This window comes from Filimonas effusa, assembly GCF_004118675.1.
Classification (GTDB): Bacteria; Bacteroidota; Bacteroidia; order Chitinophagales; family Chitinophagaceae; genus Filimonas; species Filimonas effusa.
Window position 1 is genome coordinate 180,413 of the sequence record NZ_SDHZ01000005.1, and the last position, 20,890, is coordinate 201,302.

The following is a 20,890-nucleotide window of genomic DNA, read 5'->3' on the forward strand; positions in this document are numbered from 1 at the left end:
TAATAACGAAAAATTCCTTTCTTTCTTATAAAGAAACCTTAATTTCTTTTATCCAATCCCCATGTGAGTTTGGAGCGCAGGGTAGAAAGAAAGCTGTTTTCATTTAGTCTTACCAGTTTAATACCAAACTGTTCTTTTTTGACCGCAAGCTGAACATCTTTATCCACAATCTCACGCCTGGAGTCCAATGCACAGATAAACTGGTCGGAACGGCCTTCCACTTCAAAAGAAATAATATTGGAATCGGGAACCAGTATAGGCCTTACGTTCAGGTTATGCGGCGCTATGGGGGTAATAAGGAAGCTTGATGAGTCGGGGAAAACGATAGGTCCGTTACAACTAAGATTATAACCTGTTGATCCCGTAGGCGTTGAAACAATGAGACCGTCTGCCCAGTAGGTATTCAGGAATTCTCCGTTAAGATAAGTATGCACCTTGATCATGGGCGAAGTATCCCGTTTATGGAGCGCAAACTCATTGAGTGCGAAGGAAGCGTCATCGAACAACGGGATATTGGCGTCGAGATGAATAAGAGAACGCTTGTCTACCACAAAGGTTCCATTGGCCAGTGCGTCTACTGCAATGCTAAGTTCCTCTTTACCAATACTTGCGAGAAATCCAAGCCTGCCGAAATTGATACCGAGAATAGGAACGCCTTTATCGCGGATAAGTCCCACTGCATCGAGGATAGTGCCGTCGCCGCCAAGGGAAATAAGACATTCAACAGTTTCATCGAGGTCGTGATAGCCTGAAAACAATTCTACCTCAACCCCTGTGGACCGAATATCGTCGAGATGATCGGCGAGGGAGGTATGCAGGATGATAGCTATATTATAGCGTTGTAGTTCCTGGGCGAGGATGAGCAACTGGCTATGTTGTTCGATATCTAAACCACGGCTGTAAATAGCTACTTTCATTCTTATACATTTCGGTCTTTGGTCGCAGCGAAGGTACGGTAATATGCCCAAGCAGGCAGTGCCGCTACATTTTGAGATAAGTCATGAGCAGGTCGTAGTTCTCCCTGAGCTCGTTCTGGAAGTTTTCTTCTCCGAAATAGTACCGTATGGTATAATCGTAACGCTGGAAGGTGGCAATGATATCTGAGATCTCTGCGCGGTTTACTTTTACCGTTACCTGCAACAGTCCGGTAGTGCTATCGATATAAGTATTGATCTGGGTAATATAGGCATCGTTTGTTTCCACCAGCCGGCTCATTTCTCCGAAAGAGAAATTACGCTTATCCATTTCAAGTACGATGATACCGCCGGGATCTTCGGCGCCTGTAAACCTGCTGGCGGCATGCAGCAGTTCGATACGGGTTATAACACCTTGGTATTCACCCGTTTCATTGATCGCTGCCACCAGAGAAATGTCGTTTGTGGCAGCTTGTTTAAGTGCGGTGAGAAAATGGTCATGTGTTTGAACAGCCACTTTCACCCAATTGCCTTCGAGCGTAGCTACCATAGCAGCTTCATCGGCATCGAGCAGATCATCTTTGCTGACAAGGCCTTTGAATTTTTCTTCCACTACCACAGGCAGATGCTGGACGTCGTAATCTTCCATAAGCCCCAATGCAAATCCTGCTTTATCGGCAGGACCGATAACGGGATAGTTGGAGACTATGAGTTGAGAAGTTAACATCCAGATACGTTTTTAAAACCAGACAACAAAAACTAGGCAATTGTTGCAGCAGGCTGCTTTAATTTACTCAAAAAGGCGTCGAGGATCACATTAAATTCGCCGGGCACTTCCATCATGGGGGCGTGTCCGCACTGGTCTATAAAATGTAATTCGCTGTTAGGGATCAGTTTATTAAACTCTTTAGCTACGAACGGGGGTGTAATGGTATCATTATTACCCCAGATCAGGAGCGTAGGTTGTTTGATTTGGCTGATCTCTTCGCCTAAGTTATGGCGGATAGCGCTTTTTGCCAAAGCAATAATTTTGATCACCTTCATACGGTTGCTGGTGATTTCAAAGACCTCGTCAACGAGTTCTTTGGTAGCCATCGCAGGATCGTAGAAAGTGAGTTCCGTTTTTTTGCGGATATATTCATAGTCCCCTCTTTTAGGGTAACTATCACCCATACCGTTTTCAAAAAGACCTGAGCTGCCGGTAAGGATAAGCGATTTAATTCTTTCGGGGTGTTTCAGCACATGAATGAGGCCTACATGCCCTCCGAGGGAATTGCCAAGGAGATGAATGCCGTCGTAACCGCGTGCTTCCACAAATTTCTGCACATATTTCTCCATGCCTCCTACGGAAGTATGAAAAATATCGAGGTCGAATAAAGGAAGTAAGGGTACTATTACTTTATACTGGTGACGAAAATGTTCTACCAGATCCTTAAAATTGCTCAGCGCGCCAAATAATCCGTGCAATAATAATAAAGGTTCGCCTTCGCCTTCCTCAACAAACTTAAACTTATCGTATTGTTTAATCTCGTAATTCATTTCTCATCAGTTCTTATATAGCTAACACTCCTTGGATTGCCACAAATAAACATAATTCAACCGATATAACCCAAACTCATCGATAATAATAGGTATCCCTTCTGTCGTTAACTACTAAAATACTTTTTTTGTGTTAAATAATGCTTACCATTCCGGCTACCGGTTTCATTATCAGGCCGCTTTTGCGAAAGCGGCGAAAAAAACCTGCAGCTGATCGAAAACATTTTTCAGAAAAGGTATCACCACAGCCATCGCATCTATTGCCTTTGGCCCCCAGGGTGCAACAAAGGTATAAGATTTTGATTCCGAGATGGTTTCTGCTTTAAAAAGCCCCATTTGCGCTGCATAGAACAGAAGTACACTAAATATAGTTATATACAGTACAAGGTATAACACCACTCCTCCCAATTTGTTGATCCAGCCCATAAGCACCATTTCCATTCCGGCTTCTATAAGGGCAGCCACCCATCTCACGATGAGCACAACTGCAACCATCACAATAAGGAAAGAAAGAAATGGCAGCCACCTGGTTCCCATATTCGTATGATCGTGGAGCCACACAGCCACTGTAGCTGACAACTTGAGAGCGGCAGCGATGCCGGTGATAATAGCCAGGAAAGAGAACAGGGCTACTATCAACCCTTTTCTAAGGCCTTTTATTATCGCCAGCACCACCAGCAAAATGAATATGATGTCTATAAACATTCTTAAACCATCCCCCGTTAAGGGTAATCCTATTTACTGAGCATTTCTTTTACTGCAGCGGAAATAGCTTTACCATCGGCTTTGCCTGCCAGTTGTTTGGTTGCTGCGCCCATTACCTTACCCATATCGGCAGGAGAGCTGGCGCCCGTTTCCGCAATAATGGCTGCAAGCGCTGCCTTCAGTTCGGCTTCCGTCATTTGTTTGGGGAGGAATTTTTCGATAACAGCAATCTCTTCTTCCTCCTTCTGCGCAAGGTCGGCCCTGTTTTGCTGGTTATAAATGTCGAGCGAATCTTTTCTTTGTTTTACCAGTTTCTGCAACAGTTTCAGTTCGCCTTCGGCGGAAATTGCACCATTGGCTCCGGGTTCTGTTTTTGCTTTAATGATCTCTGCCTTGATGGCCCTTAATCCACGCAACACGCCTTCGTTTTTGGCTTTCATTGCATCTTTCATGTCGGCCATGATCAATTGTTCTAAGCTCATACGGTTATTTTAAAGTGCGACTATTTGTTTTCTTTCTGCTGAAGCGCCTGGAATTTAGCGTAGAAATCCTTTGCGAATTTTTTGATATCATCTACCAGCTCCTGTTGTTGTGTGGCCCTGTTATAGGTATCCGCCATCGTCATAAAAGTCTGGTAAAAGAAATCCGCCATTTCATCAACCATCATGTCTTTTGTCCACAAGTCGATACGCAGTGCGCTTTTCTCTGCTCCGTCCCAGAAAGCCAGCATCATAGCCCTGGCCTGCTGGTATTGGTCAATAGTGCTGTCGGTAGCTTTCCAGCCAATCTGGTGGGGCACCTTGTCATTATCCAGTTCAACGTTAATACTAATAGTAGAAGTATGCATGTTCTATATATTCTAAAAGGAAGGAGCAAAGGTACTATTTAGCCGGGTCATTTTCAGACCGTTCATTTACGGGTGATGGAGCAGGCTGCTGAATAAAGCGGCGGAAGCATCCCAGTTATACAACAGTTTCTGCGTTTTTGCGGTTGCAATAAGTTGGCGCCGCAACGTTTCATCTTTATATAACAGGATCATTTTCTGGCCCATATCATTAAAATCGCCCGGTTCGGCATAGAGCGCTGCCGCTCCACATATTTCAGGGAAAGCGCCCGTTGAAGAGGCGATAACAGGAATTTCGCATTGCAACGATCTTATAGCTGCCATACAGGCGGGATCGGGAAGCCCGGGCTGAACACATCCGTAGGCGGCGGCCGTTATTGCTGCCAGTTCTTCTGTCCGTAAAACCGGCAGCAGCGAAACATCGGCCCGGAAACGGTATGCGTCAAGTTTAAGCGCAGCCTGTTCTTCGGCGCCAAGGCCGGTTACCAGCAACTGCATGTTGCTTTTCTGCCATTTTTTGAATACCGAAAATGCTTTCAGCACTTCGGTAACCGCCTGAAGATGACCGGGAAGGCAAGGAAAAAGAAAGAATTCGTTTCCCCCGGCATATTTTTCCTTAACTGCTTCTTTTTCATCCCATTCAACAGGCTGAAACCTGGTGTCGGCAGCCGCGGGAATAACGGTTATCTTATTTTCCGGGACCTGGAATACCGATGCCAGCTGCGTTTTGCCCCAGTTTGAAGTAGTGACAACTGCGGCAGCCCCGGCCAGCTTTTTAGTAAGGGCGGCGGCATTTTTCGCCGAAGGCAAAAGTTCCGAAACCACCATCATCAGCGGTATCCGGTTATTATTCCTGTTCTCGGGGTAAGAAATGGCGAGGTTCACCTGCTCCTGCTTCAGGAATGCGGGCAGCGTTTTTATGCTCCACCACCACCGGCCAGCCTTTCCGGCGCCCGGCGCCTCTACAACCGTTTCGCCACATTCGTACAGGGGATGACGCAAACCTGTTTCCGCGCTAACGAGGAAAAGTACGCGGGCAGCAGGGTTAATGCCGGGCAAACGTTTTACTGTTTCGAACAGGAAATCGTCGGTTAAGATATCGGCGGACCGGCTTAAAAAACTTCCATAAACCAGGATAGACATACTGCAAAGATAGTTCGTCGCGGGGCATTAACTTCTGCAATGATCACAGAAGGGCGGGGCGCCGAAGGGCATTAACTTTCGGTATGATCACGGAATGACAGGGGCGCCGGGAGCATAAACTTCCGCCATGATCGCAGGGCGCCCGGGGGATCAAGTGCGATGCAAGTGCGATACAAGTGCGATGCTACTGCGATGCAGGTGCGGTTATGGTAGCTTTATGGTATACTTATGGTATACCCTCCGGCCACCCGCCATTTCTCATTTGCCGTTTTTGCCGATATTCTGTTCCAGTACTTCCAGCGGCATACATCCGTCTTTCAGCAGGTTATCGTGAAATGCGGCAAGCGAAAAGGCATTCCCCTGTTCTTTGCTGAATTTATCGCGGAGCGACCTTATTTTCAATGCACCTATCTTATAGCTGAGCGCCTGGCCCGGCAGCACCATATAACGCTCAATTTCGGCTGTAGCGCCTTGTTCGCTGATAGCTTCGTTTTCCATCATATAAGCTATCGCCTGCTCCCTGGTCATAGTGCCGGTGTGCAGCGAAACGTCGACAACAAGACGTATGGCCCTGTGCATTTCATCGCCCAGCGCACCCATATACTGGTAGGGGTCTGTATAAAGACCAAGTTCTTTGCCCAGGCTTTCACAATAAAGCGCCCATCCTTCGCCATAGGCGCCGTACCAGCAGAAACGACGGAACTTAGGCAGGTCCTTGTTTTCCTGCTGAAGGCTTATCTGGTAATGATGACCGGGAATAGCCTCGTGCAGGAACAAACTTTCCATGCCACTGGTAACATTGAATTTAGTAGCATCGAGAATGGGAACATAAAAGATTCCCGGGCGGCTGCCGTCTTCGGAAGGCGGGTTATATTCCGCGCTGGCGCTGGCGGCACGGAACGCCTCTGTTTGGCGGATCTCGAATGGAGAACGCGGCTTTACACCAAACATCTTTTTCAGGTTGGGTTCTATACGCGCCTGGATATTACGGAAAGCGGTAAGCACCTCCTCCGGTGTTTTATAAGGCGTAAAACGCGGGTCGTTCTTTAAAAACTCAAAAAAAGCTTTGCGGTCGCCGTTGAAGCCGGTAGCGGTTTTAATACTGTCCATGGCAGCGCCAATACGCGCCACTTCGGCAAGACCCGTTTTATAAATTTCCTCGGGCGAGCGGTTGGTAGTTGTCCAGAACCTTACCAGGTATTTATACACCTTATCACCGTCGGGCAATGCAGATAACCCGCTTGCTTTACTTGCCTTAGGCAGGTATTCCTGCTGCATAAAGCTGGCAAGCCTGGAATAGGCCGGAATGGTATATTGCCGGATACAGGTTTTAAAAGCTGTCGTCAGCCTTGACCTGTCGGCTGCCCCTACTGAGTCGGGGAACGTTGTTACCGGGGTAAAAAAGAGACTTTTCTCTACCGTGTCGGTTAACATGGCATTCAGCTGCGGGATTATTTTTACCACGATACTTTGCGGTAATACATAACCGGCGGCCATTCCTTTCCTGAAATAAACAATGGCGCTGTCGGCCCAGGCGGAGAAAGCCGTCATACGCTGCAGCCAGTTATCATAGTCCTTTGCCGTTTTAAAAGGCTGATTGCCACTTCCGCTGCCCAGCTGTCCCATGGTCAGCGGCAACCCGGTGAACTGGTTAAAAGGAATATAGTTGTCATGAAACGAAAGACCTTCGATCGACATTTCCATTTCCCTTTTAAAAATGTCGTAGCTGATTTTGTCGTTCCGGTTTAGCTTATCAGGTTCATAATGAGAAACAAAAGCGAGGTAACGCTTATAGAAATCCCTTAGTGTATCGCGGTAGCTGTCGGTAAATTCAACAGGCAGGGATTGATTAAAACGGTTGTCGCCGGAAGAAGTGGCTTCCAGCGGAAACAAATGCATTCTTTCTTCATAGTACTGGCTGAACATGGCGTTCAGCTCTTTATTGGTTTCTTTCGTAGGATTATTCCGGCTCATCAGCTGGCAGCCCATTCCGGCGCCCAACACCAACAGAACCAGCCCCAGGTATGCTATTTTTCTCATATCAGCGCATTGAAGAACGAAAGTTAATACAAAGCGTTAATTTTGCGGTCCTTTTAATATAGAATATGAGCCAACAACATTTGTCAGAGCAGGAGATCATCCGTCGCGACAAGCTGAAAGAATTACAGCAACTGGGGATAGATGCCTATCCTGCCCCTTTATTTCCCGTAACCCATTATTCCGAGGATATTAAAGCTGGCTTTTCAGAAGAAACCAAGGATGCATATGCGCAGGTTACAGTAGCAGGACGTATCATGAGCCTTAATGGTAAGGGCAAGGTATTCTTTATTAAGATCCAGGATAGCAAAGGCATCATTCAATTATATGTGCGCCGCGACGATATTTGTCCCGGTGAAGACAAAACTCTTTTCGACACGGTTGTAAAAAGACTCACCGACCTGGGAGATATTGTAGGTGTTACAGGTGCTGTATTTGTAACCCATACCGGTGAAACCTCTGTGCATGCACAAAGCTTCACCATGCTTACCAAATCGCTGAAACCCTTACCAGTGGTGAAACGCGATGCAGAAGGCAATGTGTTCGACGCCGTAACAGATCCTGAGTTCCGTTACCGCCAGCGTTATGCCGACCTCATTATCAATGCAGATGTAAAAGATACTTTTGTAAAACGCACGAAGGTTATCAATACCATCCGCGATTTCCTGAACGAACAGGGAGCATTGGAGGTGGACACGCCGGTATTACAGGCCATTCCCGGCGGCGCCGCTGCACGTCCGTTTGTAACACACCACAATGCACTCGACGTTCCTTTTTACCTGCGCATCGCCAACGAACTTTACCTGAAACGTTTGATCGTGGGCGGATTCGACTGGGTATACGAGTTCAGCCGCAACTTCCGTAACGAGGGTATGGACAGAACCCATAACCCCGAATTCACTGTACTGGAATGGTACACCGCGTACAAAGACTACTACTGGATGATGGAAACCACCGAAAAACTGTTCGAGCGCCTGGCGCTGGCAGTTCATGGCACTACCGATGTGCAGGTGGGAGACAAAACCATAAGTTTCAAAGCGCCGTTCAAACGTATTTCCATATTGGACGCTATTAAAGAGAATACCGGTATCGACGTTAGCCAGATGAACGAAGAAGCACTTCGCGCCACCTGCCAGCAGCTGAATATAAGCGTAGCGCCAAGCATGGGTAAAGGCAAACTGATCGATGAACTGTTTGGCGCAACAAGCGAACACACCTATACGCAGCCGACGTTTATTATCGATTACCCGGTGGAAATGAGCCCCCTGACCAAAAAACACCGTGAAAAAGCAGGTTTGGTGGAGCGTTTTGAACTGATGATCAATGGAAAGGAAATCGCCAATGCCTATTCTGAACTGAACGATCCCATAGATCAGAGGGAACGCTTCGAAGACCAGGTGAAGTTAATGGAGCGTGGCGATGATGAAGCAATGTACATCGACTACGACTTTTTACGTGCGCTGGAATACGGCATGCCGCCTACTTCCGGAATTGGCATCGGCATAGACAGGCTGGTGATGCTGTTAACCAACCAGCCCTCCATCCAGGATGTATTATTGTTCCCGCAAATGCGCCCGGAAAGTTTTGAATAAACGTATATTTTTATAGATCGTAACTGCCCCCGGTTTTAATAAAACTGCCGGCGTTAGTTAAGGTTATTAAAAAACAAGCGACTGCGTATAGAGCGTTCTCTATTTCCAGTCGCTTGTTTTTTTACGCAAGCGCCCCCGCATCCGGGTCATAAAACAGCAAACAGCCTCCCATAAACAACAGTTCAACCAGGGTCTGATAAAGAAAACCAACTTTTTTGAACGCCACAAGCAACGTTTTTCAATCAAATGAATCAATACTTCGATAATTTATGATGTCTCTGTTTCGTTAATAGTTCATCCGGAACACCTTATTGATAGGACTTATTGAAAAAATGAATCGCGTATAATGCCAAAGATCTTGTTCACTGCCGACCAAATGGCAACTCCCAGCACCGGTTTGTATCATTTCTCCCTGGAGCTGATAAAAGAAATACAAAAGGCGGTTCAGGAAGATTATAGTTTACACTACCTCGTTCCCAGGCAACTAAGAAACAGCAACCTGTTTGGACCGGGCACCTATAGAACCAAGTCGGGGTACAATCGCATTAAATGGAAAGTGAAGAAGGAATTCGACATCATTCACTTTCTTCACCAGACGCCCGCCATTCTGAAACCGCATAAGGTCATCGGTAAAAAAATACTGACAGTTCACGATCTGAACTATTTATATGAATACCCTTCTTTTTCGGGTCACTATCGCCATTTCGATAACTGGGTAAAAAACACGATCAAACACTGCGACCAGATTGTAGCGATCTCCAACTTTACAGCAATGGATATTGCACGGCATATCGATTACCCTGCCAGCAAAATAAAGGTGATCTATAACGGTGTAAGCTTTCCCGATTTCCCCGAAAACATCCTGCAGGTACATCGTCCCGCCTACCAGCCCACGCGGCCGTTTCTCTTCACGGTAGGTACCGTTTATTTCAAAAAGAACTTTTATGTACTGCCGGCAATGCTTAAATATCTCGATATCGATCTCATTATTGCAGGTCGCATCGATGATCATAGCATCAACTACTATAGCCTGATAGGTAAGGAAATGGAGCGGTTCAATATATCGAAGGACCGGGTGAAGTTGTTGGGTGAAATCAGCGAACTCGACAAACACTGGTACTACCGCAACTGTGAAGGCTTTGTATTTCCTTCCTTTGCCGAAGGTTTTGGCCTGCCCGTTCTGGAAGCCATGAACCACAACAAACCTTTATTTCTGTCGAAAGACACTGCCTTACCCGAAATTGGCGGCGATATCGCCTACTACTTCCCCAGCATGGACCCGGAAGAAATGGCCAAAACTGTTTCGGAAGGTCTTTCAAACTATCCCGGCTCCGGCAAAGACAAACAGATTCCCGCATGGCTGGAATTGTTCTCCTGGAAAAAAGCCGCGAGGGAATACATTGATGTTTATAAAAAAATATTAAGCGAATGAAAAACGTTGCATTGATCGTACAACGCTATGGACAGGAAGTAAATGGCGGTTCCGAATATCATTGCAGGCTGCTGGCAGAACATCTGGCGCCCGATTATAACGTTACAGTACTTACCAACTGTGCCGTAGACCACGAAGACTGGGATAATTATTACCAGCCGGGCCGCGACGAACTAAACGGCGTAGAGATCATCCGCTTCAAAAATGAATCGAAAAGATTACCAAAAGCCTTCCGCCGCTACACCAAAAAACTCAGGAAAAAACGCTACAATACAAAAGGCTGGCGCAATAAACTATACCGCGCACTGGATACTATAGACGGCAAATCGCTGAGCCATATCAGGGAAGAATGGTTTAGAACACAAGGCCCTTTCTGCCCCGGTCTTATTTCGTTTCTCAAAGAGCATCATTCAAGATTTGATAAACTTATTTTCTTCACCTACCTGTATTACCCTACTGCCATGGGTATAGACATAGCGCCGGAGAAAAGCATTCTTATACCTACCGCTCATGACGAACCGGAAATTTACCTGCCGGTTTTTACCAACGTATTTACCAACCCGGGTTATATCTTATATAATTCACATAGTGAAAAGGCTTTTGTTGAACGCAAGTTCCATAACAGCCATATCCCCAACCAGGTTGTTGGCATAGGCATCGACCGCGCCAACCGTTTCATTGAAAAAGAAGCCATTCCGGGAGTTGATTTCAGCAAACCGTATTTCGTTTACGTAGGCCGGATGGAATCGGGGAAAAATGTAGGAGACCTCATTGAACGCTTTAAGATTTATAAAACCAGGTTCCCATCCGATGCACAACTGGTACTGGTAGGAAAAGGCTCCCTGAAAGTAGACGACCATCCCGATATAAAACCATTGGGATTTGTAGAAGAAGAAGTAAAGAACACGGTACTCGTTAACGCCCGCGCCCTGATCATCCCATCAAAATTCGAAAGCCTTTCCATGGTAACACTCGAAGCCATGGCGTCGGGAGTTCCCGTAGTGGCAAATGGTGAATGCGAGGTGCTTAAAGATCATATTAAAATGAGCCAGGCAGGCTTCTCCTATGAAAGCCAGGACGATTTCAACCTTGCTTTGGAAAGTTTAAGGAAGGCACCCGACGAAACCATGCAGCTCAACGGCAGGGAATACGTAGAAAAGAATTATTCATGGCCACAGGTATTGAAAAAAATAAGCGCAGCTATTGAAAGAAAAACAGTCGGCACAGGCATCATGCCGTAGGTTGTTATACGCTCTATTCGGCCGGTTATTATTTGTTTCAATCGCAGAAGTTGCCTAAATTAATCCTTCATCTTAATCCTGTTTCAACTATAGACCGTGAATAAAATCTTAGAATACCTCGGTATTATCAAACGAAGCGATGCCAGAAAACCTTTCCAGGTACAGTTAACCCTTCCCGGTAAACAAGACATTACAACAACCGAAGCTACCCAGCCAATAAGCGCTCAAAAAAGTAAAAAGGTTAGCATTTCATATGCCATAACAGTTCACAATGAAGGTGCTGTTTACCTGGAGCCGCTTTTTCAGCAATTACTCCGGCATGTGGGGCCTGAAGATGAGATAGTGGTCCTGGACGATTTTTCAGACGAGCCTTCTACCGTAGCTACGCTGGAAAAGTATAAAGGCAACTTTAAGTTTCAGCAAAAAGCCCTGAATGGCAATTTCGGAGAACACAAAAACTTTCTGAATGCACTGTGTACCAAAAAATATATTTTCCAGATCGATGCCGATGAGCTGCTGGAAGCACCCTTTTTCCTGAATATTAAACAGGTGATGCTTGCCAACCCACAGGTAGAGCTTTTTCATGTACCAAGGATCAATACCCTCGACGACATCACCGACGAAGATATCCGGCTGGGCAGATGGGGAGTCGACAAAAAAGGCTGGATCAACAGCCCCGACTACCAGGCGCGTATTTATAAAAACATACCTGAAATAAAATGGGAAGGAAGGCTGCACGAAACCATCACCGGGCAGGCTGCTTACGCCTTCCTGCCTTATGACGATGAAACCTATTCCATTATTCATAAAAAGACCAAAGAACGCTGGCGGAAACAGGATGAATTCTATAAAACATTGATATAACAGCCAACGAACAAAAATGCCTCAGCCAGTCGCGGCTGCGGCATTTTTAATATATTACTTTTCTGTTAAGCATTAACTTTGCCACGCTTTTCCAGAAGAAAGCACCTTAAGAAACATGGTAAAGGAAATCGCCGGCACCGTTGCCAGCAGAAGTCGATTGTTCTTACACACATCAGTGTTTGTTTTGTCATTATTCCTGGCGTCGAGGATCTTTTTTCATATCTACTATCATAACAGCTTTTCACATATCTCATTCCGGGAGTTGCTGCGCATTTATACCGGGGGTACTTACTTCGACCTCTCGGCCCTGGCAGTACAAAACGTATTATTCATCATCTGGATGTGCATACCCGTAAACCCATCGTGGCAAAAAACACATAACCGGATAGGCTTGCTATTCTTTGCTGTTTTCAACGGGCTGGGCCTGGCGCTGAATATCTTTGATATCGCTTTTTTCGATTTTTCACATAAAAGACTAACCGCCGAGATCTTTCACTTCGGCGGCGCCGAAGATAATTTCCTTGCCCTGGCACCCGCTTTCTTCAAAAGCTACTGGTACCTGATAGTCGTTTTTATCGGCTTCGTTCTTATCATACGCTATTTCTCACGCCGGTATATCATGAATTACCGCTCTGTTCCCCACCATCATAAGCTCGGCTGGATAACGGGCTCCATTCTTACACTGGTATTATGGATGGGCCTCATGCTCCTGAACTTCCGCGGCTGGCTGGCGCTTATTCCTATAGATGTAACCGACGCAGGGAAATACGCTACCGCCAGAAACATTCCGCTGGTGCTGAACACCCCGTTCACTTTTGCCAAATCGCTCGGACATCATAGTATGCCGCAGCATCATTATTTCAGCGACCAGGAAGCAGCCAAACACTTTTCGCCCTATCATAATGCAGTGGCAGGAAGCCATTTCAACAGGAAGAATGTGGTGGTAATAGCGCTGGAGAGTTTCTCCAAAGAGTTTACGGCATTATCGGGTAAACAGCAGTCATTTACCCCGTTCCTGGACTCCCTGAGCAAGGAAAGCCTTGTGTTTACACAGGCCTGGGCCAACGGCAAACAATCGATCCAGGGCATTCCCGCCATACTGGCATCTGTACCCTCTGTGATGGACGGCGCATTTATCAGCTCACAATATTCCGGTAACGACTACCGCGCACTGGCAAGCCTGCTCGATGCCGAACAGTATTACACCGCTTTCTTTCACGGCGCCAACAACGGCTCCTTTAACCTCGACGCTTTTGCCTCGCAGGCAGGGTATCACGATTATTTTGGCAGGAAAGAATATAACAACGAAGCGGATTACGATGGCAATTGGGGCATCTGGGATGAAGCATTCCTGCAGTTTGCAGGTAAAAAAATGAGCGGCTTCCCCCAACCGTTTCATACCGCCATCTTCACCCTAAGCTCACATCACCCGTTTTCCGTTCCACAGAAGTATAAGGCGCAGTTCCGGGGCAGCGACAACCCCATCACCAAAGCAGTACAGTATACCGATCATAGTTTGCGTGTGTTCTTCAACAGCATACGCAACCTTCCCTGGTTCCAGAATACCATCTTCGTATTAACAGCCGACCATACCGGCATGTCATCTGATCCGTTTTACAGTAACCTTGCAGGACAATACCAGATCCCGGTGATCATCTACGATCCATCGCAGCAGATTAAAAAGGAAGCAGATACCGCAACACTTGCACAGTGCGACGTGATGCCTACTTTACTGGGACTGATGGGTTACCAGAAACCTTATTTTGCACTCGGTAATAATGTAAAACAACGCGCTTCTTTCGCGGTGTATTACACCAATGAATCGTACAATATGGCGCAGGGCGATTACCTGTTATCTTTCAACGGTTACATCAGCTTAAGCCTGTACAACATAAGGCAGGACTCGCTGCTGCAGCATAACCTCTTACACGGGCCCCGCGATACGGCTGGCCCCGCCATGGAACAAACGCTGAAAGCCTATCTTCAGTATTATTCCGGCAGTATCCGCGCAAACAAAATGTTGTACGCCAATAGCCAGGCATGGCCGTTGAAGCGCGGCAGATAGAAATGTTGTTCCTGCTTAAATAAACAGGTCGGGAAACAGTTCTGCATCCGGGTCTACGGCATACTGTGTGAAGCTGGTAATACCTTCTGCCGCCAGCACCTCTTCATCTATCCAGGTCCGGCCGGTATACAGGAGATTTGTTTTCGAAAGAATGGCCGCTGCCGCATCGGCAACAATAGCAGGAGTACGGCTTTTTTGCATCAGTTCTTCACCTCCCAGCAGGTTTTTAACCGCTGCTGTAGCAATGGTTGTCCTGGGCCATAACGCATTGCTGGCAATACCATCATTCCTGAATTCATCGGCCCAGCCAAGCGCCATCATACTCATATTGTATTTGGTAAGCGTATAGGCCACATGCGGGGCCAGCCATTTGGGCTGCAGGTTCACCGGCGGTGAAAGTGTAAGAATATGAGGGTTGGAAGCTTTTTTCAAATGCGGGATGCAGGAGCGCGTCATAAGAAAGGTTCCGCGCACATTGATATCGAACATAAGATCGAAACGGCGGGGATCGGTTTTTTCTGTACCGGAAAGCTGTATCGCAGAAGCATTGTTGATGAGGATATCGATGCCCCCAAAACGTTCAGCCGCCTGCGCTACAGCAGCCATCACCTGCTCTTCGTTACGGATATCTACCTGAACAGCCAACGCCTGCCCGCCGGCTTTCTCTACTTCTGCTGCTGCACTGTAAATGGTTCCGCCAAGCCTCGGATCTTCTGTAACACTCTTGGCAGCAATAACAATATTGGCTCCCTCCGAAGCCAGTTTCAATGCTATCTCTTTTCCTATGCCCCGGCTGGCGCCTGTAATGAATACGGTTTTATCCCTGAACTGCATATGGCTGCTTTTTACCGTAATTTAACGGTAAAACCGCATTAACCCAACACATCACAACAACCTACACCAGGTTATCACCCAAAAACGCCGCGATCACCGCCTCTGTAGCAACACAGGCTTTATCGAGATCGTCATTGAGAATCACCTCATCGAAAGAATGTTTAAAAGAGATCTCGTAAGAAGCTTTATTAACCCGCGTCTGTAAAGTGTCTTCTGTTTCGGTGCCACGGCTCATCAGCCGCTTGCGCAACTCATCAACAGAAGGGGGTTCTATAAAAATGGAAAGTGTTTGATCGGGAAACTGCTGCTGCACATGAATAGCGCCCTTTACATCAATATCAAGCATAGGTGTTTTGCCAAGACTCCAGATCCGCTCCAGCTCCGATTTCAGCGTGCCATAGTACTTTCCTTCATACACCATTTCCCACTCAATGAAAGCCTCCTCCTGGATCTTATCCTGGAACTCCTCTACACTCATGAAATAATAGTCTACACCATTACGCTCCGCCCCTCTCGGCTGACGCGTCGCTGCCGAAATGGAAAAACTGAGACGGGGATATTTCTGCAACAAATAACGGGTGATGGATGTTTTACCTGCACCGGAAGGGGCTGTGATAATAATGATCTTGCCGTGGGCTACTGACATGCCGCTTTATTTCCGGCAAAGAAAACAAAAAAAAACCACCATACCATGTCTTAATTACCCCCGAGATTGGCGCATTTGCCCCTTTTTGCACACGCAGATAGCTAATACATTTGTAATAATTATAATCAAAAAAACCACTGTATGAAAATTGTAGGCAAAATATTGCTGGGCATCGTTATTGTCATTGTCCTGGTATTGCTCCTTGGCTTGTTTACAAAGAAAGAATACACTGTAGAAAGAAGTATCGTCATCAACCGCCCCAACCAGCAGGTGTTCGACTATATCAAATTCGTCAAAAATCATCTCAACTATAACAAATGGTGGCGCATGGACCCCAACGTAAAAACTACGTTCACCGGCACCGACGGCACCCCCGGATTTATAGCGGCATGGGATAGCGAAATGAAAGAAGCCGGTAAAGGCGAACAGCAGATCACCGCCGTGAAAGAAGGAGAATATACCGATTGTGAAATAAGATTTATCAAACCTTTCGAGGGAGTGGCCTATACCAGGATGAGCACCAGCGCCGTTACAGATGCACAAACACGTGTAACCTGGCGGTTTAACGGTAAAATGAAATACCCCATGAACATAATGTTGCTGTTCATGAACATGGACAAGATGCTGGGTAAAGACCTGGAAGCAAGCCTCACCAGCCTGAAGGCCCTCCTCGAAAAATAATACAAATTTTTATGGTGGAAGTTTTCAAAACCAACGTGAATAACAGGCACCAGGCCAACCTGCTGATAGCAGAAATACACCAACACTTCAATACCTACCGCGTTAATTTCGACCTGGAGGATTGCGACCATATCCTCCGGGTCGCCTGCGACAACGGCGGGCAAATTGAAGCAGCCCTTGTAATAAGCGTGCTCCGGCGCTATGGTTTCACCGCCGAAATCCTGCCCGGCTAAAATGAAAAGCAGCGCGGGAAAACAGGCGCCGCATTACACTACATCCCTGAAAACAGAATTTACATAACCCGTATCGAAAATATATAGTAACATTACAGGTATGAACTGATAACTAATTTCATCTGCCACCTGGCTACTGCCCGCTCAGCCGAAGCATCACAATACCGCTCCCCGGGCAAAACCATACATCCAGCCAGGTAAAACCACACGTCACCAGCACTGCCCGGCATCCGGATAACACGATCCGGCCATAACAACATATTTGCACAGACAAAAAACAGCAGTCAAAACATATGGCTGAAATTCAGAAACAAAATAGTTTCTCCCGTTTATACCACGTAGTAAAGCAATCCCTCAACGGAGAAACATTAGACTATACACAAGGCAGCATTTCAAAAGCAGTAGTATTACTTGCCATTCCCATGATCCTCGAACTAAGCCTCGAAAGCGTGTTTGCACTGGTCGACATGTTTTTCGTAGGCAAACTGGGAGAAAATGCCATTGCCACAGTTGGCCTCACAGAATCGGTGATCACCATCGTTTACTCCATAGCCATGGGCTTAAGTACCGCCGCAACAGCCATCGTAGCCAGGCGAACCGGCGAAAAAGCGCCCGACGCAGCAGCACATGCAGGCGCACAGGCCATAGTAATAGCCCTTTTCCTCACAGTTATCCTGAGTATAACAGGCGTCATATTCGCCGCAGATATCCTGCGGCTCATGGGAGCCGATGCCGCAGTAGTGGCCGATGGGGCCATATTCACCCGCATCATGTTTGGCGGCAGTGTATCCATCATCCTTCTATTCCTCATCAATGGTATCTTCCGGGGCGCAGGCGACGCCGCCATGGCCATGAAAAGCCTATGGATCGCCAGCATCCTCAACATCATCCTTTGCCCGCTGCTCATACATTTCTACGGATTGAAAGGCGCAGCCATCGCCACCCTGATAGGCCGCTCCTCAGGCGTATTGTACCAATGCTATCACCTCACAAAAGGAAGAAAAGGCCTGCTGCATTTCCGTAGCAGCCATTTCCGGATCGACTGGCCCGTGATCCGCTCCCTTGTGAATGTAGGATGGCCCGCCACCTTCCAGTTTATCATTGCCAGCGGCAGCTGGATAGTGCTGGCACGCCTGGTTGCCGAAACAGGAGGAACCGCAGCCTCGGCAGGTTACCAGGTAGCACTCAGGAATGTGGTGTTCTTTATATTGCCCGCATGGGGGTTAAGTAATGCAGCCGCCACACTGGTAGGCCAGAACCTGGGAGCAGGTAAAATAGAAAGGGCCGAAAAAAGTGTTTGGCTTACCGCCCGCTACAATGCCTTTTTTATGAGCTTTGTAATGATCCTCTTCCTGTTCTTCCCGGCGCCTATCATCCGCTTTTTCACCAATGACGCCGAAGTGGCATCTTACGGCGCACGCGCCCTGCAGATCTGCGGCTCAGCTTATATTTTCTACGGCATAGGCATGGTAATGACCCAGGCACTCAACGGAGCCGGCGACACAAGAACACCTACCGTCATCAATATCGTTGGCTTCTGGCTGTTCCAGATCCCGCTCGCCTACCTGTTGGCCAAAGGATTTAACATGAAAACAACCGGAGTATTCATCGCCATCCCCGTCGCCGAATCCATGATAGCCATCATCGCCTGGTATTATTTCCGGAAAGGGAAATGGAAGGAAGTAAAGGTATAGTTAACTTGCCGCCTTCAGCAAAAGTGAAAGCCATGAAAGCAATTGTCATTCCCCAACCTGGTGATCCTTCGGTATTAACGTTAACGGAACGTCCCGATCCTGTGCCGGCGGCTCATGAAGTATTGATAGCAGTAAAAGCTGCGGGCGTAAACCGTCCCGATATTATACAGCGGAAAGGCCATTACGCCGCACCTCCCGGCATCGTCGCCGATATCCCCGGACTGGAAGTAGCCGGAGAAATAATTGCCTGCGGCAGCGAAGTAAGCCGCTGGAAACCGGGAGACCGCGTATGTGCACTGCTTGGCGGAGGCGGTTACGCCTCAAAAGCCATCGCACAGGAAGGCCAATGCCTGCCCATCCCCGCCGGATGGACCGAAGCAGAAGCAGCTTCATTACCCGAAACAGTCCTCACCGTATGGCATAACGTTTTCCAGCGGGGACAACTGCAGGCCGGCGAACACCTGCTGGTACACGGCGGCAGCAGCGGCATAGGCATTACAGCGATTCAACTGGCAAAAGCCTTCGGCGCCAAAGTATCGGTAACAGCCGGATCCGAAGAAAAATGTGAAGCCTGCCGCCGTTTAGGCGCCGGTAAGGCCATCAATTACAAAGAACAGGACTTTGCACAAATTCTTGAACAGGAAGGGGTTAATGTAATCCTGGATATGATTGGCGCAAAGTATTTCCCCCAAAACATAAACCTGCTGCAACCCGATGGCCGCCTGGTATTCATAAACGCCATGAAAGGCAATGAAGCAAACTTCGCCATTACCGACCTCATGCGCAAACGCCTTACCATCACCGGGAGCACCCTGCGCAGCCGCGATAACGCATTCAAAGCTTCATTAACAAGGGAAGTGGAAGAAAAAGTATGGCCTGTTCTCGAATCAGGTCAGTTTAAACCCGTGATTTACCGCAGTTTACCATTATCCGACGCCGCAGAAGCACATTCCCTAATGGAAGCAAGTGTGCATATAGGCAAGATTGTACTGCTTACCTAATCATATAAAAAAACCACATATTTCCATTTGGGCCTTTTCAGGCCCTTTTTTTATGCTCAAAACCAAAAAAAATGCAAAAATGAAAGTTTTCCGGAATTGTTTTTTTCTTGGATATCATTAAAAAAAATCGCTAAAACCCTTGCTGCCACTGCATTTGGCTTTTAAAGCCCCCGGTTTGCGATAAAAAAACCAAAGAAAACTTGTCTTGCAAACCGCTATTTCGCGTCGTAAGTTTGTTTTGTAAATGACAACGGGGTAAGAGAAAAAGAAGAAAAAAGAGATCATTTACCAACGACATCGATTTTTAAGAATTTTCATATGGCAAGCAATCGTTAGAGGTCATCTGTTTCTACAGAAGACCCTTTTTTTTTATAGATAGTTCCTGCCAGCCATCCACCCCGATCACGGATCATAGGATCATATCAAAAAGTTGAGGGATTAAACTTTTAGGCATAAATCTTAGCAAGTCTAAAAAGGAAGAATCAAAACCAAAACTTGTGGAGTGAAGCTTAACTTTACGCTCCGTATTTCTTTTATTACCCTACTTTCAGACTGCTGTTAATAAAGCCCCCGGCGCTTTCCTTATCCTTTCCCCGAAATAGTACGCTTTATATACGGACACTAAACGAGCCTTGAACCTGCTCCCGGCCTGCCCCGTCCCCGGAACTCATTCTCCCCCCGGTAGCCCCACAATCCCGATTACAGCCAATTTTGGCTTAATTTCGCGCCCTATGAGTTATTATATCCGCATACTGGGCACTCAGGATCCCGACATTCATTTAGATCAGATACTGGAAGCGCTCGAAGAAGAAGGCCTGGTAGCCCGCTTTGGTGTGCTTGAAGATGAAAGACCCGAAAGCTGGACCAGCTTTGAACTGATGAATGAAGAGGAAGAAGTGCTGGCGCTGGTAGAACGCAATCCCGTTGTTGATGGAAACCTCGGCCAGGAAGAATTGGCTGAATTCAAGGAATCTATATTGGAATTCAAGCCCTTAAGTGCAGCAAAATGGCTTCATTCCTTTTTCGACAAGGTAAAAGTGATCTACGCATTCGAACTGCTCGACGCAGGAGTGGAGGCAGAAAACTATCCCATTGTCATAGCTACCCAATCTGCTATCTGGCAAAAAGTGAAAGGCATTTTGCAGGCCGATGACGAAGGATTTTCAAATGAAGAAGGTTATCATATCCTCTGGCAGTTCAGCGACGATGTAGAAGGCCCATGGCAGTGCGCAGTTCTGGAAAAGGATGGTTCATGGAAAAACTTTACAATGCAACTCGGAGACGCCGCCAGCCAGGAAGCTTTTAAGCGCGGCGAAGTGCCGGCAAACACTGGCAAAAGCCTTGAATAAGGGATCCGCAATTACCCGGTTTTTGGTATCTTCAATGTTGTTGGTAAGTGTTGGAACAATGTTTACAGGCTTCAGA

General features: G+C 47.0%; 20 protein-coding genes. 10 read left to right on the forward strand and 10 right to left on the reverse strand.

Translation table 11 applies throughout. The annotated features are described in order from the left end of the window. Nucleotides 1-38: 38 nt before the first annotated feature. From ESB13_RS22225 to ESB13_RS22260, 8 genes are all read right to left on the reverse strand, one after another. The gene (locus ESB13_RS22225) at nt 39-917 is read right to left on the reverse strand and encodes an NAD kinase (RefSeq protein ID WP_129005997.1); all 879 of its coding nucleotides are present in this window, start codon (nt 915-917) and stop codon (nt 39-41) included. Between the two features lie 64 nt (nt 918-981). After that, nucleotides 982-1,641, reverse strand: a complete 660-nt coding sequence (locus ESB13_RS22230) for a CBS domain-containing protein (RefSeq protein ID WP_129005999.1) — start codon at nt 1,639-1,641, stop codon at nt 982-984. A gap of 32 nt (nt 1,642-1,673) precedes the next feature. Beyond that, nucleotides 1,674-2,453 (reverse strand): alpha/beta fold hydrolase, encoded by a 780-nt coding sequence (locus ESB13_RS22235; RefSeq protein ID WP_129006001.1) that lies wholly within the window; start codon nt 2,451-2,453, stop codon nt 1,674-1,676. Between the two features lie 171 nt (nt 2,454-2,624). Further along, a complete protein-coding gene (locus ESB13_RS22240; protein ID WP_129006003.1) occupies nt 2,625-3,158 on the reverse strand; it encodes a CvpA family protein in 534 nt (177 codons plus the stop codon). A 29-nt stretch (nt 3,159-3,187) separates the two neighbouring features. Continuing rightward, nucleotides 3,188-3,640 carry a GatB/YqeY domain-containing protein gene (locus ESB13_RS22245; RefSeq protein WP_129006004.1) on the reverse strand — a complete coding sequence of 151 codons (453 nt, stop codon included), beginning with the start codon at nt 3,638-3,640 and terminating at the stop codon, nt 3,188-3,190. A 20-nt stretch (nt 3,641-3,660) separates the two neighbouring features. Further along, on the reverse strand, nt 3,661-4,005 hold the full coding sequence (gldC, locus tag ESB13_RS22250; protein WP_129006006.1) for a gliding motility protein GldC: 345 nt from the start codon (nt 4,003-4,005) through the stop codon (nt 3,661-3,663). Nucleotides 4,006-4,071: 66 nt separating this feature from the next. Then, nucleotides 4,072-5,145, reverse strand: a complete 1,074-nt coding sequence (locus ESB13_RS22255) for a glycosyltransferase (RefSeq protein ID WP_129006008.1) — start codon at nt 5,143-5,145, stop codon at nt 4,072-4,074. Nucleotides 5,146-5,403: 258 nt separating this feature from the next. Then, nucleotides 5,404-7,185, reverse strand: a complete 1,782-nt coding sequence (locus tag ESB13_RS22260) for a DUF885 domain-containing protein (RefSeq protein WP_129006010.1) — start codon at nt 7,183-7,185, stop codon at nt 5,404-5,406. A 65-nt stretch (nt 7,186-7,250) separates the two neighbouring features. On the opposite strand from ESB13_RS22260, the gene lysS reads away from it, so the two are divergent. The 5 genes from lysS to ESB13_RS22285 all read left to right on the forward strand — a co-directional run bounded on the left by lysS (nt 7,251) and on the right by ESB13_RS22285 (nt 14,376). Continuing rightward, complete coding sequence (lysS, locus tag ESB13_RS22265) at nt 7,251-8,774, forward strand: lysine--tRNA ligase (RefSeq protein ID WP_129006012.1); 1,524 nt, start codon at nt 7,251-7,253, stop codon at nt 8,772-8,774. 346 nt (nt 8,775-9,120) lie between these two features. Then, nucleotides 9,121-10,206: a glycosyltransferase family 4 protein gene (locus tag ESB13_RS22270; RefSeq protein WP_129006014.1), complete on the forward strand. Its 1,086-nt coding sequence runs from the start codon at nt 9,121-9,123 to the stop codon at nt 10,204-10,206. Then, the gene (locus ESB13_RS22275) at nt 10,203-11,447 is read left to right on the forward strand and encodes a glycosyltransferase family 4 protein (protein ID WP_129006016.1); all 1,245 of its coding nucleotides are present in this window, start codon (nt 10,203-10,205) and stop codon (nt 11,445-11,447) included. The genes ESB13_RS22270 and ESB13_RS22275 overlap by 4 nt, the downstream gene beginning before the upstream one ends. Before the next feature lie 96 nt (nt 11,448-11,543). Then, entirely contained in the window at nt 11,544-12,311 is a 768-nt protein-coding gene (locus tag ESB13_RS22280) for a glycosyltransferase (RefSeq protein WP_129006019.1), read from the forward strand. Nucleotides 12,312-12,426: 115 nt separating this feature from the next. Next, nucleotides 12,427-14,376 carry an LTA synthase family protein gene (locus ESB13_RS22285; RefSeq protein ID WP_129006021.1) on the forward strand — a complete coding sequence of 650 codons (1,950 nt, stop codon included), beginning with the start codon at nt 12,427-12,429 and terminating at the stop codon, nt 14,374-14,376. Nucleotides 14,377-14,391: 15 nt separating this feature from the next. On the opposite strand, the gene ESB13_RS22290 is transcribed toward ESB13_RS22285, so the two are convergent. Together ESB13_RS22290 and gmk are read right to left on the reverse strand one after the other, a co-directional pair. Beyond that, on the reverse strand, nt 14,392-15,210 hold the full coding sequence (locus ESB13_RS22290) for an SDR family oxidoreductase (protein ID WP_129006023.1): 819 nt from the start codon (nt 15,208-15,210) through the stop codon (nt 14,392-14,394). Between the two features lie 61 nt (nt 15,211-15,271). Continuing rightward, entirely contained in the window at nt 15,272-15,856 is a 585-nt protein-coding gene (gene gmk / locus ESB13_RS22295; RefSeq protein ID WP_129006025.1) for a guanylate kinase, read from the reverse strand. A 141-nt stretch (nt 15,857-15,997) separates the two neighbouring features. Between gmk and ESB13_RS22300 the strand changes: the two genes are divergently transcribed. From ESB13_RS22300 to ESB13_RS22320, 5 genes are all read left to right on the forward strand, one after another. Next, nucleotides 15,998-16,537: an SRPBCC family protein gene (locus ESB13_RS22300; RefSeq protein WP_129006027.1), complete on the forward strand. Its 540-nt coding sequence runs from the start codon at nt 15,998-16,000 to the stop codon at nt 16,535-16,537. 11 nt (nt 16,538-16,548) lie between these two features. Continuing rightward, the gene (locus ESB13_RS22305; protein WP_129006029.1) at nt 16,549-16,770 is read left to right on the forward strand and encodes a hypothetical protein; all 222 of its coding nucleotides are present in this window, start codon (nt 16,549-16,551) and stop codon (nt 16,768-16,770) included. 293 nt (nt 16,771-17,063) lie between these two features. Further along, nucleotides 17,064-18,464 (forward strand): MATE family efflux transporter, encoded by a 1,401-nt coding sequence (locus tag ESB13_RS22310; RefSeq protein WP_129006031.1) that lies wholly within the window; start codon nt 17,064-17,066, stop codon nt 18,462-18,464. A 32-nt stretch (nt 18,465-18,496) separates the two neighbouring features. Then, complete coding sequence (locus ESB13_RS22315) at nt 18,497-19,465, forward strand: NAD(P)H-quinone oxidoreductase (RefSeq protein ID WP_129006033.1); 969 nt, start codon at nt 18,497-18,499, stop codon at nt 19,463-19,465. Nucleotides 19,466-20,196: 731 nt separating this feature from the next. Then, a complete protein-coding gene (locus ESB13_RS22320) occupies nt 20,197-20,814 on the forward strand; it encodes a hypothetical protein (RefSeq protein WP_129006035.1) in 618 nt (205 codons plus the stop codon). The last annotated feature ends 76 nt before the right edge of the window (nt 20,815-20,890 follow it).

Bases quoted from the DNA above. Each gene is read 5' to 3' on its own strand.
- ESB13_RS22225 (WP_129005997.1), bottom strand. From the start codon at position 917: ATGAAAGTAGCTATTTACAGCCGTGGTTTAGATATCGAACAACATAGC.
- ESB13_RS22230 (WP_129005999.1), bottom strand. From the start codon at position 1,641: ATGTTAACTTCTCAACTCATAGTCTCCAACTATCCCGTTATCGGTCCT.
- ESB13_RS22235 (WP_129006001.1), bottom strand. From the start codon at position 2,453: ATGAATTACGAGATTAAACAATACGATAAGTTTAAGTTTGTTGAGGAA.
- ESB13_RS22240 (WP_129006003.1), bottom strand. From the start codon at position 3,158: ATGTTTATAGACATCATATTCATTTTGCTGGTGGTGCTGGCGATAATA.
- ESB13_RS22245 (WP_129006004.1), bottom strand. From the start codon at position 3,640: ATGAGCTTAGAACAATTGATCATGGCCGACATGAAAGATGCAATGAAA.
- gldC (WP_129006006.1), bottom strand. From the start codon at position 4,005: ATGCATACTTCTACTATTAGTATTAACGTTGAACTGGATAATGACAAG.
- ESB13_RS22255 (WP_129006008.1), bottom strand. From the start codon at position 5,145: ATGTCTATCCTGGTTTATGGAAGTTTTTTAAGCCGGTCCGCCGATATC.
- ESB13_RS22260 (WP_129006010.1), bottom strand. From the start codon at position 7,185: ATGAGAAAAATAGCATACCTGGGGCTGGTTCTGTTGGTGTTGGGCGCC.
- lysS (WP_129006012.1), top strand. From the start codon at position 7,251: ATGAGCCAACAACATTTGTCAGAGCAGGAGATCATCCGTCGCGACAAG.
- ESB13_RS22270 (WP_129006014.1), top strand. From the start codon at position 9,121: ATGCCAAAGATCTTGTTCACTGCCGACCAAATGGCAACTCCCAGCACC.
- ESB13_RS22275 (WP_129006016.1), top strand. From the start codon at position 10,203: ATGAAAAACGTTGCATTGATCGTACAACGCTATGGACAGGAAGTAAAT.
- ESB13_RS22285 (WP_129006021.1), top strand. From the start codon at position 12,427: ATGGTAAAGGAAATCGCCGGCACCGTTGCCAGCAGAAGTCGATTGTTC.
- ESB13_RS22290 (WP_129006023.1), bottom strand. From the start codon at position 15,210: ATGCAGTTCAGGGATAAAACCGTATTCATTACAGGCGCCAGCCGGGGC.
- gmk (WP_129006025.1), bottom strand. From the start codon at position 15,856: ATGTCAGTAGCCCACGGCAAGATCATTATTATCACAGCCCCTTCCGGT.
- ESB13_RS22300 (WP_129006027.1), top strand. From the start codon at position 15,998: ATGAAAATTGTAGGCAAAATATTGCTGGGCATCGTTATTGTCATTGTC.
- ESB13_RS22305 (WP_129006029.1), top strand. From the start codon at position 16,549: ATGGTGGAAGTTTTCAAAACCAACGTGAATAACAGGCACCAGGCCAAC.
- ESB13_RS22310 (WP_129006031.1), top strand. From the start codon at position 17,064: ATGGCTGAAATTCAGAAACAAAATAGTTTCTCCCGTTTATACCACGTA.
- ESB13_RS22315 (WP_129006033.1), top strand. From the start codon at position 18,497: ATGAAAGCAATTGTCATTCCCCAACCTGGTGATCCTTCGGTATTAACG.
- ESB13_RS22320 (WP_129006035.1), top strand. From the start codon at position 20,197: ATGAGTTATTATATCCGCATACTGGGCACTCAGGATCCCGACATTCAT.